Origin of the sequence: Methylobacterium ajmalii, from assembly GCF_036448855.1 — a bacterium.
Classification (GTDB): Bacteria; Pseudomonadota; Alphaproteobacteria; order Rhizobiales; family Beijerinckiaceae; genus Methylobacterium; species Methylobacterium ajmalii.
Genome location: NZ_JAZFXT010000010.1, coordinates 1 through 13,947, shown reverse-complemented (window position 1 = coordinate 13,947; position 13,947 = coordinate 1). Strand labels below are relative to the sequence as shown.

Here is a 13,947-nt window from a genome sequence, read left to right as displayed (position 1 = left end):
TCGCGATGAACGCCGCTCAGATCGTCATGCCCGCCCTCGGGCCCGCCCTGCCGGAGCTGATCCTGTCGGTCGGCGTCCTGGTGCTGATCCTCTACGGGGCCTTCAAGGGCGAGCGCTCCACCGAGGGCGTCAGCGTCGGGGCCCTGATCATCCTGATCCTCGCGCTGTTCGCGGTGGTCAGCCAGCCCTTCGGTGCCAAGGTCACCACCTTCAACGGCTCCTTCATCGTGGACGGGTTCGCCCGTTTCATGAAGGCGTTGACCCTGATCGGGTCGGCTGCCGCGATCCTGCTCGCCAAGGAGCATTTCGAGCGCGAGCGCATCGCCCGGTTCGAGTACCCGATCCTGATCGTCCTCGCGACGATCGGCATGATGGTCATGGCCTCGGCCAACGACCTGATCGCGCTCTACATGGGCCTCGAGCTGCAGAGCCTGGCGGCCTACGTCATCGCCTCGTTCCACCGCGACGACGTGCGCTCGACCGAGGCCGGCCTGAAGTACTTCGTGCTCGGCGCCCTCTCGTCCGGCATGCTCCTCTACGGGGCCTCGCTGGTCTACGGCTTCACCGGCACCGTCTCGTTCCCGCACATCGTCACCGCCTTGCGCGAGGGCTCGGGGATCGGCGTGGTGCTCGGCGTGGTGTTCGTCGCCGCCGGCGTGTCGTTCAAGCTCGCCGCCGTGCCGTTCCACATGTGGACGCCGGACGTCTACGAGGGCGCGCCGACCCCGGTCACCGCCTTCTTCGCCTCGGCCCCCAAGATGGCCGCGATGGCGATGGCGGTGCGCGTCTTCATCGGCGCCTTCCCGGTGATCACGCCGGAGTGGCAGCAGATCATCGTGTTCGTGTCGATCGCCTCGATGGCGCTCGGCTCCTTCGCGGCGATCGGCCAGCGCAGCCTCAAGCGCCTGATGGCGTATTCCTCGATCGCCAATGTCGGCTACGCCCTCATCGGGCTCGCCGCCGGCACGGAGGAGGGCGTGCGCGGCGTCGTGATCTACATGGCGATCTACCTCGCCATGACGCTCGGCGCCTTCGCGGTGATCCTGTCGCTGCGCCGCGGCCGCCAGATGTACGAGACCATCGACGACCTGTCGGGCCTGTCGCGCACCCACCCGCTGGTCGCGTTCCTGCTCGCCATGATGATGTTCTCGCTCGCCGGCATCCCGCCGCTCGCCGGGTTCTTCGCGAAGTTCTACGTCTTCGCGGCGGCCATCAAGGCGAACCTGGTGCTGCTGTCGGTGATCGGCGTGGTGACGAGCGTGGTCGGCGCCTACTACTACCTGCGCCTCGTCAAGGTGATGTACTTCGACGAGCCGGCCGGCGCCTACGCGCCGATGGGCCCGGGCCTGCGCATCGTGCTCGGCCTGTCGAGCGTCGTCGTGCTGCTGTTCTGGCTCGTGCCGGCGCCGCTGGTCGGTTTGGCCGGAGCCGCCGCCAAGTCGCTGTTCTAGGCGCATGACCTTCGTGCTCGACCCCGCGGCGACGGCCGCGGGATATCGCCTCGAGGTCCATGACAGCCTCGGCTCGACGAGCACGCAGGCCCTCGCCCGCGCCCGCGCTGGCGAGACCGGCCCGCTCTGGGTGGTGACGCGGGAGCAGACCGGAGGCCGCGGCCGGCGCGGCAAGGGCTGGAGCTGGATCCCCGGCAACCATGCCGCCAGCCTGCTCTGGCCGGTGCCGGCGGGCCTCGCCCCCGACCGGGTCGCGACGCTCGGCTTCGTCGCCGGCCTCGCGGTCGAGCGGGCGTTGCGCCGGGCCTGCGGGCCTGGCATGCACGGACGCGGCCCGGATTTCCGGCTGAAATGGCCGAACGACGTGCTGCTCGACGGCGCCAAGCTCGTCGGCATCCTCCTCGAGATGGAGACCCTGCCGGACCGCCGCGCGGTGGTGACGGTCGGAATCGGGATCAACGTCGCGGGGGCGCCCGACGGGCTACCCTATCCGGCGACCTCTCTCGCCGCGGCGGGGTACGCGGTCGATGCCCCGGGCCTGTTCCGGCTCCTCAGCGCCGCCTGGGTCGAAGCCGAGCGCCTCTGGGACGAGGGAAAGGGCTTTTCCCGCATCCGCGAGGCCTGGCTCGCGGCGGCGGCGGGCCTCGGCGGCCCGGTCAACGTCCACGCCGGCGGGCGCAGCGTGGCGGGAATCTTCGAGACGATCGACGAGGGTGGACGCCTGGTCGTGCGCCTGGCGGAAGGCGGCCACCTCGCGGTCTCGGCCGGCGAGGTGCATTTCGGGACGGCCGCCACGGCGGCGTGACGCGGGGAGGCGGCACGGCGCCGGGATGGCGACGGCGGCTCCCCCGATAGATCGGGTTTTCACGGCGGGGCGCCCCTGGCGCCGCCGCCGCGCGGCCGTTTCCGGCCGCAAAGGGACATGACGGCGCCGTGACCGTGACGGCAGACGAGGCCGTTCCTCGAGTGTGACCGCGACGGCGGTCCGTGCAGTGATGGTATGGGAATGTCGAACAAGGGAGATGAGCTGATCTTCGTGCCCCTCGGTGGGGTGGGCGAGATCGGCATGAATGCGGGCCTGTACGGCTTCGGCCCGCCCAAGGCGCGCAAGTGGATCATGGTCGACCTCGGCATGGGGTTCGCCAGCGAGGAGCACCTGCCGGGCGTCGACCTGATGTACCCGGACCTCAGCTTCGCCGAGGAGCACCGCAAGGACATCCTCGGCATCCTGATCACCCACGGGCACGAGGACCATATCGGCGCCATCGGTGAGATGTGGCCCAAGCTCAAGGTGCCGATCTACGCCACCCGCTTCACCAAGAACCTGATCGAGGCCCGCCGCCTCGGCGAGCCGGGCGCGCCCAAGGTCGACATGCGCGAGGTGCCGGCGGACGGCCGCCTCGAGCTCGGCCCGTTCTCGATCGAGTACGTGCCGGTCGCCCACTCGATCCCGGAGGCCAACGCGCTGGCCATCCGCACCCCGCTCGGCATGGTGCTGCATACCGGCGACTGGAAGCTCGACGACACGCCGGTCGCCGGCAACTCGACCTCCGAGGAGACCTTCACGCGGCTCGGCGAGGAGGGCGTGCTGGCGCTGGTCTGCGATTCGACCAACGTCACGCGTGAGGGCCGCTCTCCGAGCGAGTCCGAGGTCGCCGAGCATCTCGCCGAGCTGATCCGCAACTCCCCGCACCGGGTCGCGGTCACGACCTTCGCGTCGAACGTCGCCCGCATGCGCGCCGTCTGCCTCGCCGCGCAGGCCTGCGGCCGCGACGTGGTGGCGGTCGGTCGCGCCATGGACCGGGTGATCGACGTCGCGCGCGAGTGCGGCTACCTCGACGGCCTGCCGGAGATCCGCGGCGCCGAAGCCTACGGCTACCTGCCGCGCGAGAAGGTGGTGGCGCTCCTCACCGGTTCGCAGGGCGAGGCGCGGGCGGCGCTCGCCCGCGTGTCGCGCGACGAGCATCCGGAGATCGCGCTCGCGGCCGGCGACCGGGTGATCTTCTCCTCGCGGGCGATCCCCGGCAACGAGCGCGCGGTCGGCGCGATCATCAACGACCTGATCGAGGCCGGCATCGAGGTCATCACCGACCGCACCGAGCTCGTCCACGTCTCCGGCCACCCGCGCCGGGACGAGATGGCGGCGATGTACCGCTGGACCAAGCCGCGGATCGCCGTGCCGGTGCATGGCGAGGCGCTGCATCTCGCCGAGCACGCCACCTTCGCCCGCAAGCAGGGCGTCGACAAGGTGATGAAGGCCCGCAACGGCACTCTCATCCGCCTCGCGCCGGGCGAGCCGGAGATCGTCACCAAGGTGAAGAGCGGCCGGGTCTACAAGGACGGCAACGTCCTGGTCGATGCGAACGACCGGGCCATCCCCGAGCGGCGCAAGCTCGCCTTCACGGGCATCGTCTCGGTGGCCGTCGCGCTCGACCGCAACGGCGAGATCAAGGGCGAGCCGTCGATCGACCTGATGGGCCTGCCGAGCTACGGCCGCAAGGGCGAGGTCATCATCGACGTCGTCGGCGACGCGGTGGAGCGGACGCTCAACGGCCTGTCGCGGGTCAAGCGCCGCGATTCCGAGGCGGTGGAGAACGCCGTCGACCGGGCGATCCGCTCGGCGGTCAACGAGGTGTGGGGCAAGAAGCCCGCCTGCCACGTGATGGTCGTCGAGGTGTGAGGGCCGGGGGCGTCGTTCACGGACGCTCCCGATCGAGGAGCCGAACCCTCCCCTTCTGCGGGGGAGGGTGGACCCTGCGTTGGCAGTGGCCGGGCCGGGGCAACGTCCCGCGAGAGGGGCGGCAGCGTCCCCTTTCCCGGTTCGCTGCGCCCGCCCTCCTCCCCGCAGGGGGGGAGGGCTCAGCGCGCGTCCTGAAGTACCCTCTTGGACGCTGACCTCGTAACGACAAACGTCCCGAAGGGACCACGGAGGAACACCCCATGATCGGCCGGCTCAACCACGTCGCCATCGCGGTGAAGGATCTCGCGGCCGCCGCCGCCGTGTACCGCGACACCCTCGGCGCGACCCTGTCGGAGGCGCTGCCGCAGCCCGAGCACGGCGTGACGGTGATCTTCGTGGAGCTGCCCAACAGCAAGATCGAGCTGCTGGAGCCGCTGGGTGCGGATTCGCCGATCAACGCCTTCCTGGAGCGCAACCCGGGCGGCGGCATCCATCACGTCTGCTACGAGGTCGACGACATCCTGGCCGCGCGCGACCGGATGAAGGCGCAGGGCGCCCGCATCCTCGGCTCGGGCGAGCCGAAGATCGGCGCCCACGGCAAGCCGGTGCTGTTCATGCACCCGAAGGACTTTCTCGGCACGCTCGTCGAGCTGGAGCAGGCCTGACCTTGTTCTCCGCCCTTCTCGATCGTGCCACCACCTCGATCCCCCGCACCCTCGCGGCGTGCATCCTGCTGATGCTGCCGATGCTCGCCCTGGCGGTCTGGGGCTTCCGCCTCAGCGGCTTCGGGGCGGGGGCGCTCTACTTCGTGGTCTGGTGGACAATGCTCTTCTCGGTGCTGCCGTTCCGGGCCGCGCCCGACGGCACCGAGGTCGTGGTGCCGGGCCAGGATCTCGGCGCGCCGCACAGGCCGCAGATGCGCCGCAAGGCAGTGTGGACCACGCTGGTCGCCGATGTGGTCTTCCTCGTCGCCGTCGCGGCGTTTCCTCTCGCCGGGTTGTAGCAGAGCTGCGGCGTCCACCGCCGCGGCCTCCCGGATGATCCGACTTTGACTGCTGATCGAAGCACAAAATAAAAAAGCAAGGCTCGGAAGCCTTGCTTGATAGCTTTCTGAATGTTTTCGCCAGTCCGTATTCTATTATTCACCCCGTTGGGTGTTGAGGCTGGCTATTCCTCCCGAGACTCGGACCTTGCGCGGCGCCGTTCGGCCTGCCTGCGCATCATCGCGATGCCGCTTATAGGAACAAGAATTCGCATTGTCACCTGCTTTCGAGCAGGGTGATGCGTTTTTTTGCATGGCAACCGCATTTTTCTCCTCTGCCCCGCGTTCGGTGCGGGGAGAGCCGCGACCGGACCAAGGGCCCGGGCTTGCGCCGCGCGTTTCATGTTTTGCGAACGGGGCCGGAAGCGTGCAAAAGAGCGGTCCCCGGGGATCAACCCGCCCCGGCGGCGCCGTTGCGCCCCCGCAAAGCCACTGCCTGCCACGCCAAGGTCCACCATGCGTCTCAGCCGCTACTTCCTGCCCATCCTGCGCGAGACGCCCAAGGAAGCGGAGATCGTCTCGCACCGGCTGATGCTGCGCGCCGGCATGATCCGCCAGGAGGCGGCCGGCATCTACGCCTGGCTGCCGCTGGGTCTGCGGGTTCTCAACCGCGTCGCCGACATCATCCGGGCCGAGCAGGACCGCTCGGGCGCCGTCGAGCTCCTGATGCCGACGATCCAGTCGGCGGACCTCTGGCGCGAATCCGGCCGCTACGACGCCTACGGCAAGGAGATGCTGCGCATCAAGGACAGGCACGAGCGCGACATGCTGTTCGGGCCGACCAACGAGGAGATGATCACGGCGATCTTCCGCTCGGCGGTGCGCTCCTACAAGGATCTGCCGAAGAACCTCTACCACATCCAGTGGAAGTTCCGCGACGAGGTGCGGCCGCGCTTCGGCACGATGCGCTCGCGCGAGTTCCTGATGAAGGACGCCTACTCGTTCGACCTCGACCAGGCGAGCGCGCGGCACTCCTACAACAAGATGTTCGTCGCCTACCTGCGGACCTTCGCGCGGCTCGGCCTGAAGGCGATCCCGATGCGGGCCGAGACCGGTCCGATCGGCGGCGACCTCTCCCACGAATTCATCATCCTGGCCCAGACCGGCGAGAGCGAGGTCTTCTGCGACCGCGCCTATCTCGATTTCCCGACCCCCGAGGCGGGAATCGACTTCGACGACGTCGCCGGGCTCCAGGCCACCGTCGACCACTGGACCTCGCGCTACGCCGCCACCTCCGAGATGCACGACGCCGACGCGTTCGCGCAGGTGCCGGCGCCCGAGCAGATGGCCGCCCGCGGCATCGAGGTCGGCCACATCTTCTACTTCGGCACCAAGTACTCGGAGCCGATGGGCGCGAAGGTGACCGGCCCGGACGGCCAGGAGCGCCCGGTCCATATGGGCTCCTACGGCATCGGCCCGAGCCGGCTGGTGGCGGCGGTCATCGAGGCGGGCCACGACGAATCCGGCATCGTGTGGCCGGATGCGGTGGCGCCGTTCGACGTCGCGCTCCTCAACCTCAAGGTCGGGGATGCCGGCACGGACGCGGCCTGCGCCAAGCTCCAGGGCGAGCTGGAGGCCGCCGGCCTGACCGTGCTCTACGACGACCGCGACGAGCGCCCGGGCGGCAAGTTCGCCACCGCCGACCTGATCGGCCTGCCCTGGCAGGTCATCGTCGGGCCGAAGGGCCTGGCCGAGGGCAAGGTCGAGGTGAAGCGCCGCGCCACCGGCGCCCGCGAGACGGTGGCGCCCGACGCGGTTCCGGCCTACCTGCGCCAGAACCGGACCGCCTGACCCGATGGCCCTCGCCGCCATCCGCGACCGCATCCCGAAGCTCGGCACCCTGTTCGCGGGACGCGGCGGCGGCGGTACCCTGCCGTTCGCCCCCTTCGAATGGACGATCGCCGGGCGCTACCTGCGCACCCGGCGCAAAGAGGGCTTCGTCTCGGTCATCGCCCTGTTCTCGTTCCTCGGCATCATGCTGGGCGTCGCCACCCTCATCATCGTGCTCTCGGTGATGAACGGCTTCCGCAAGGAGCTTCTCAGCAAGATCGTCGGCATCAACGGCCACATCTTCGTGGCGCCGATCGACCGGCCGCTGACCGATTTCGCCGATTTGTCGGAGCGGCTCGGCAAGGTGGCGGGCGTGCACCTCGCCCTGCCGATGGTCGAGGGCCAGGCCTTCGCCTCGTCGCAGTTCGGCGGCTCGGGCGTGCTGGTGCGCGGCGTGCGGGCCGACGACCTGCAGAAAATTCCCTCGGTGGCCAAGACCATCCGGGGCGGCACGCTGGAGAACTTCGACGCCGCCGGCGGCGTCGCCATCGGCAAGCGGCTCGCCGAATCCCTCGGGCTTCAGGCCGGCGACACGATCACGCTGGCGACGCCGAAGGGCGCGACGACGCCGTTCGGGACCGCGCCGCGGATCAAGAGCTACAACGTGGCGGCGGTGTTCGAGGTCGGCATGTCCGAGTTCGACGGCACCTTCGTGTACATGCCGCTCACGGAAGCGCAGGCCTTCTTCAACCGAGACGGCGATGTCTCGGTGATCGAGATCTTCCTCGACAACGCCGATTCGGTCGGGGAGGCGCGGGGAGAGCTGGAGCTTGCCGCCGAGCGCCCGGTGCTGATCACCGACTGGCGCCAGCGCAACCGCACCTTCTTCTCCGCCCTCGAGGTGGAGCGCAACGTGATGTTCATCATCCTCACGCTGATCGTGCTGGTGGCGGCGCTCAACATCGTCTCCGGCCTGATCATGCTGGTGAAGGACAAGTCGAGCGACATCGCGATCCTGCGCACCATGGGGGCGACCCGCGGCGCGATCATGCGGGTGTTCCTGATCACCGGCGCCTCGATCGGCATCCTCGGCACCATCGCGGGCTTCGTCCTGGGGCTGGTCTTCTCGGCCAACCTCACGGTGATCCAGCGCACGCTGTTCCCGGGCGCCTGGGACCCGACGGTGCGGTTCCTGTCCGAGATCCCGTCGGAGACCAACGCCAGTGAGGTCGTGGCCGTCGTCGCGATGTCGATGGTGCTGTCGCTGCTCGCGACCCTCTACCCGTCCTGGCGCGCCGCCCGGCTCGACCCGGTGCAGGCCCTGCGCTACGGCTGATCCTTCGTCCCGGCCGGGCGCTCGTCCGGCCCCGTACCCGAGTACCGTCCGGATGCCGTTGCCCGCCTTCCCCGAACGCTCCACCCCCCACGCCTCGGCGCGGGGCGCCTGACGCCGATGGACGACACCCAGCAGCAGCCGGTCCCGGCGCTCTTCCTCGCGCAGGTCGAGCGGCGCTACGCGCAAGGCGCCGGCCATCTCGAGATCCTGAGCGGCGCCGATCTCGCGATCTGGCCCGGCGAGATCGTGGCGCTGGTCGCGCCGTCCGGCACCGGCAAGTCGACCCTGCTGCACGTCGCCGGGCTGCTCGAGCGCCCGGATGCGGGCGAGGTCTATATCGGCGGCCAGCCGAGCGCCCGGATGGACGACGCCGCCCGCACCCGGATGCGGCGCGAGGAGATGGGCTTCGTCTACCAGTCGCACCACCTCCTGCCCGAGTTCTCGGCGCTGGAGAACGTGGCCCTGCCCCAGCTCATCCGGGGCCTGGCCGCCAAGGAGGCGCGGGCGCGGGCGGGCGAACTCCTGTCGTTCCTCGGCCTCAAGGAGAGGCTGAGCCACCGCCCGGCGGAGCTGTCGGGCGGCGAGCAGCAGCGCGTCGCCATCGCCCGGGCGCTCGCCAACGGCCCCCGCCTGCTGCTGGCCGACGAGCCGACCGGCAACCTGGACCCGCAGACCGCCGGACACGTCTTCGCGATCCTGGTCTCGCTGGTGCGGGCCTCCGGCGTCGCGGCGCTGATCGCGACCCACAACCTGGAGCTCGCCGCCCGGATGGACCGGCGGGTGACGATCCAGAACGGCCTCATCGTCCAGCTCGCCTGACACCCGCGCGGCGGAGCGGCCGCTTCGCCCGCCCGGGCGGGGCCGGAATCCGCGTCGCGCGGCGACTTGCCGGATTCGAACGGCGCGGCCTCACGCCCGACTCACCGCGAAGAGGTCGGGACGGCGCCGCCGTTCAGCTTGCGTTGGGGTTCCGAATGGTCCAACCCGGCGGGAACGTCAGGCGGCAGCCGCTACGAACGGACGAGTGACATGGCCGGAAGTGACATGGCAAAGTGGGTCTACACCTTCGGCGACGGCAAGGCCGAGGGCAAGTCGGCGATGCGCGACCTGCTCGGCGGCAAGGGCGCGAACTTGGCCGAGATGTCGAATCTCGGGCTTCCGGTGCCGCCCGGCTTCACCATCACCACCGAGGTCTGCACCTACTACTACGACCACGGCCGGCAATACCCGCCGGAACTGGAGGGGCAGGTCGCCGGCGCGCTCGAGGCCGTCGGCGCCCTGGCCGGCCGCCGCTTCGGCGATTCCGAGTCGCCGCTCCTCGTGTCGGTGCGCTCCGGCGCCCGGGCCTCGATGCCCGGCATGATGGACACGGTGCTGAACCTCGGCCTCAACGACGTCACCGTCGAGGCGCTGGCCCGCGGCGCCGGCGACGAGCGCTTCGCCTATGACAGCTACCGCCGCTTCATCACCATGTACTCGAACGTGGTGCTCGGCGTGGAGCACCACTCCTTCGAGGAGGTGCTGGAGCGCTACAAGGACGAGAAGGGTCTCACCCTCGACACCGAGCTGGGTGCGGCCGACTGGAAGCACCTGATCGGCGAGTACAAGGCGCTGGTGAAGCGCGAGCTTGGCCAGGACTTCCCGCAGGACCCGCAGGCCCAGCTCTGGGGCGCGATCGGCGCGGTGTTCGGCTCGTGGATGAACCCGCGCGCCAACAAGTACCGCGAGCTGCACAGCATTCCGGCGAGCTGGGGCACCGCGGTCAACGTCCAGGCCATGGTCTTCGGCAACATGGGCGAGACCTCGGCCACCGGCGTCGCCTTCACCCGCAACCCCTCCACCGGCGAGAAGGCGCTCTACGGCGAGTTCCTGATCAACGCCCAGGGCGAGGACGTGGTCGCGGGCATCCGCACGCCGCAGGACATCACCGAGGTCGCCCGCATCGAATCCGGCTCCGACAAGCCGTCGATGGAGCGGGCGATGCCGGAGGCCTACGCCGAGCTCGTGCGCATCTACGGGATGCTCGAGCACCATTACCGCGACATGCAGGACCTTGAATTCACGGTCGAGACCGGGAAGCTCTGGATGCTGCAGACCCGCAACGGCAAGCGCACCGCCAAGGCGGCTCTGCGCATCGCCGTCGAGCTGGCGGCCGAAGGACTGATCACCCACCAGGAGGCGGTCGGCCGCGTCGAGCCGGCCTCCCTCGACCAGCTGCTGCACCCGACCATCGACCCGAAGGCCGAGCGCAAGGTCATCGCCACCGGCCTGCCGGCCTCGCCGGGCGCCGCCTCGGGCGAGATCGTGTTCAACTCCGAGGAGGCCGAGGCCGCCAAGAAGGCCGAGCGCAAGGTCATCCTGGTCCGCATCGAGACCTCGCCCGAGGACATCCACGGCATGCATGCCGCGGAAGGGATTCTCACCACCCGCGGCGGCATGACCTCGCACGCGGCGGTGGTCGCCCGCGGCATGGGCAAGCCCTGCGTGTCGGGCGCCGGCCAGATCCGGGTCGATTACGCCGCCCGCACCCTCTCGGTCGGCGGCGTGACGCTCAAGGCCGGCGACCGCATCACCATCGACGGCTCGAACGGCCAGGTGATGCAGGGTTCGGTCGAGATGGTCGAGCCCGAGATGTCCGGCGACTTCGCGGCGCTGATGGAGTGGGCGGACGAGGTCCGCACCATGAAGGTCCGCACCAACGCCGAGACGCCGCTCGACGCCCGCACCGCCCGCAAGTACGGCGCGGAAGGGATCGGCCTGTGCCGCACCGAGCACATGTTCTTCCAGGAGGAGCGCATCGTCGCGATGCGCGAGATGATCCTGGCGGACGACGCGGAAGGCCGGCGTGCCGCGCTCGCCAAGCTCCTGCCGTACCAGCGCCAGGACTTCGTCGAGCTGTTCACCATCATGTCGGGCCTGCCGGTGACGATCCGGCTCCTCGATCCGCCGCTGCACGAGTTCCTGCCGCACTCCGACAAGGAGATCGGCGAGGTCGCCGCCGCCACTGGCGTCCAGGAGGACAAGGTGCGGCGCCGGATGAACGAGCTGCACGAGTTCAACCCGATGCTCGGCTTCCGCGGCTGCCGGCTCGCGATCCTATACCCTGAGATCGCCGAGATGCAGGCCCGGGCGATCTTCGAGGCGTCCGTGGAAGCCGCCAAGCAGACGGGCACGCCGATCATCGCCGAGGTGATGGTGCCGCTGGTCTTCACCCGCACCGAGTTCGACCTGGTGAAGGCCCGCATCGACGCCATGGCGAAGGCCGTGGCCTCCGAGACCGGCACCGAGGTCGAGTACCAGGTCGGCACGATGATCGAGCTGCCGCGCGCGGCGCTCCGGGCCGGCGACATCGCCCAGACGGCGGAGTTCTTCTCCTTCGGCACCAACGATCTGACCCAGACCACGCTCGGCATCAGCCGCGATGACGCGGGCCGCTTCCTCGGGCCCTACACCCAGCGCGGCATCCTGGCCTCCGACCCGTTCGTGTCGATCGACCAGGAGGGTGTGGGCGAGCTGGTGCGGCTTGCCGCCGAGCGCGGCCGGGCGGTGCGCGACAAGCTGAAGCTCGGCATCTGCGGCGAGCACGGCGGCGACCCGGCCTCGATCGCCTTCTGCCAGGAAACCGGCCTCGACTACGTCTCGTGCTCTCCGTTCCGGGTTCCGATCGCCCGGCTGGCGGCGGCGCAGGCGGCGCTCAAGGTGAAGGGCCGCGGCGAGGCGTAACTCGACGTGTAGTCGAGCGTCTCGGGCCGTGCGCATGTCTCCTCTCCCCGCCCGCGGGGAGAGGAGGAAACCCGCGGCAGGAAAGAATCTCATGCGCGCACCTCCCGCCGGCATCCCCGATCCGGAGGCGGGCGCGCGCCTCTGGCGCGGCTCGCTCGCGCAGCGGCTGCGGCTGGTCTCGGGCCTCGTCCTGTTCGTCTTCGCGGGCACTCACTTCGCCAACCACGCGCTCGGCCTCGTCGGCCTCGACACGATGATGGACGTGGCCCGCTGGCGGGTCGCGGTCACCCGGTCGATTCCCGGCAGCCTGGTGCTCGGCTTCGCGCTTCTCGCCCACGTCGCCTTCTCGCTGGTGCGCCTCGCCGAACGCCGGACCCTGCGGATGCCGCCCTGGGAGGCGGCGCAGACGCTGCTCGGCTTCGCGATCCCCTTCCTGCTGGTGCCGCACGTCCTCGGCACGCGGATCGCCAGCCTCGTCGACGGCACGCGCACCAACTACCCCTACGTGATCGTCCGCATCTGGCCGGACGGGATGGGCTTCCAGACCGCCCTGCTGCTGGTCGTCTGGCTGCACGGCTGCCTCGGCCTCCATGCCTGGCTGCGCCTGTCGCCGCTCTACCGGCGGATGGCGCCGGTGCTCGCGGTGCCGGCCGTCGGCCTGCCGGCGGCGGCGCTCGCCGGCATCGTCACGCAAGGGCGCCTGATGGAACGCGACACGGTGCTGGCGCGCCGCTTCGACGCGCCGGACCTCGCCGCCCGCTGGCAGGTGCCGCCCCTCGATTCGACGGTCGCCGCCTGGGGCGACACCGTCACCGGCGCGATCTACGCCGCGGTCGCCGTCGCGCTCGGCATCGTGCTGCTGCGGGCCGCCGCGACGCTCCGGGCCCGGCGTTTCAGCATCACGTATGTCGGAGGGCCCATGGTGAGGAGCCTGGAGGGACCGACGCTCCTCGAGATCAGCCGGGCGAACAGGGTGCCCCACGTCTCGGTTTGCGGCGGGCGCGGGCGCTGCTCGACCTGCCGCGTGCTGGTGGTGGGCGGGGAGGGGCACCTCTCGCCCCCCGGCGCCCAGGAGAGCGCGGCGCTCCGGGCGATCGGCGCGCCCGCCAACGTGCGGCTCGCCTGCCAGGCCAAGCCCGGCGGCGACGTCGCCGTGGTGCGCATCCTCGACCCGCGCCGCGAGAGCGTGAACCAGCACCTGACCAACACGGACGTCGCCGGCATCGAGCGCGAGGTGGCGATCCTGTTCATCGACATCCGCGGCTTCACGACGCTCTCCGAGCGCAAGCTGCCCTTCGACGTGGTGTTCATCCTCAACCGGTTCTTCGAGGCGGCCGGCCGCGAGATCGAGGCGGCGGGCGGCTGGATCGGCGGGTACGCCGGCGACGGGCTGCTCGCCCTGTTCACCCATCCGGACGGGATCGCCCCGGCCTGCCGCAGCGCCTTCGCGGCCGCCGGGGCGGTCGACCGGGCGGTGACCGACCTCAACCGGCAGATCGCCGCCGAGCTGCCGACGGCGCTCCGCATGGCGATGGGCCTGCATGCCGGCCCGCTGGTGCTCGGCCGCCTCGGCTACGGCGCGAGCCGGGGGCGCTCTGTGATCGGCCCGGCGGTGAACCTGGCGAGCCGGCTCGAATCCCTCGCCAAGGCCGCCGACGTGCAGATCGTCGCCTCGTCGGAGGCCGCGACTCGGGCCGGGATCGGCCTCGACGGCCTGCGGGTCGAGACCGTGGCGGTGCGGGGCGTGGCCGCCCCCCTGCCGGTGATCTACGCCGCGCGGGCCGGCGACCTCGCCGGGCGCCTCGGTTCGCGCGCATCGGCTTAGAGCGCCTAACAGAACGGCACGATCGTGGCGTTTGGGCGTTGGGCCGGTATGGCTCGCCCGCTTCTTCCCGACGATCTCTGGGCTACAATCGCCCCGCTTCTGCCGCCGCACCCGCCTCGC

10 protein-coding genes are annotated in these 13,947 nt (G+C 70.5%); all 10 read left to right on the top strand.

Annotation, left to right across the window (positions count from 1 at the left end):
- Positions 1-5 precede the first annotated feature (5 nt).
- Complete coding sequence (gene nuoN, locus V3T34_RS04110) at positions 6-1,451, top strand: NADH-quinone oxidoreductase subunit NuoN (RefSeq protein WP_091886137.1); 1,446 nt, start codon at positions 6-8, stop codon at positions 1,449-1,451.
- 4 nt (positions 1,452-1,455) lie between these two features.
- Entirely contained in the window at positions 1,456-2,256 is an 801-nt protein-coding gene (locus V3T34_RS04105) for a biotin--[acetyl-CoA-carboxylase] ligase (protein ID WP_305077450.1), read from the top strand.
- A gap of 201 nt (positions 2,257-2,457) precedes the next feature.
- Positions 2,458-4,131, top strand: coding sequence for a ribonuclease J (locus tag V3T34_RS04100; RefSeq protein WP_091886143.1), 1,674 nt, complete (start codon positions 2,458-2,460; stop codon positions 4,129-4,131).
- A gap of 260 nt (positions 4,132-4,391) precedes the next feature.
- The gene (mce, locus tag V3T34_RS04095) at positions 4,392-4,796 is read left to right on the top strand and encodes a methylmalonyl-CoA epimerase (protein WP_091886146.1); all 405 of its coding nucleotides are present in this window, start codon (positions 4,392-4,394) and stop codon (positions 4,794-4,796) included.
- Between the two features lie 2 nt (positions 4,797-4,798).
- Positions 4,799-5,134, top strand: coding sequence for a DUF1467 family protein (locus tag V3T34_RS04090; RefSeq protein ID WP_060845614.1), 336 nt, complete (start codon positions 4,799-4,801; stop codon positions 5,132-5,134).
- Positions 5,135-5,629: 495 nt separating this feature from the next.
- Entirely contained in the window at positions 5,630-6,964 is a 1,335-nt protein-coding gene (gene proS / locus V3T34_RS04085; RefSeq protein WP_305077451.1) for a proline--tRNA ligase, read from the top strand.
- A 4-nt stretch (positions 6,965-6,968) separates the two neighbouring features.
- Positions 6,969-8,279: a lipoprotein-releasing ABC transporter permease subunit gene (locus V3T34_RS04080; RefSeq protein WP_305077452.1), complete on the top strand. Its 1,311-nt coding sequence runs from the start codon at positions 6,969-6,971 to the stop codon at positions 8,277-8,279.
- A 117-nt stretch (positions 8,280-8,396) separates the two neighbouring features.
- Positions 8,397-9,098, top strand: coding sequence for an ABC transporter ATP-binding protein (locus V3T34_RS04075; RefSeq protein ID WP_060845617.1), 702 nt, complete (start codon positions 8,397-8,399; stop codon positions 9,096-9,098).
- Between the two features lie 225 nt (positions 9,099-9,323).
- Positions 9,324-12,002: a pyruvate, phosphate dikinase gene (ppdK, locus tag V3T34_RS04070; protein WP_091886159.1), complete on the top strand. Its 2,679-nt coding sequence runs from the start codon at positions 9,324-9,326 to the stop codon at positions 12,000-12,002.
- Positions 12,003-12,093: 91 nt separating this feature from the next.
- Positions 12,094-13,827, top strand: coding sequence for an adenylate/guanylate cyclase domain-containing protein (locus tag V3T34_RS04065; RefSeq protein WP_305077453.1), 1,734 nt, complete (start codon positions 12,094-12,096; stop codon positions 13,825-13,827).
- Positions 13,828-13,947 lie beyond the last annotated feature (120 nt).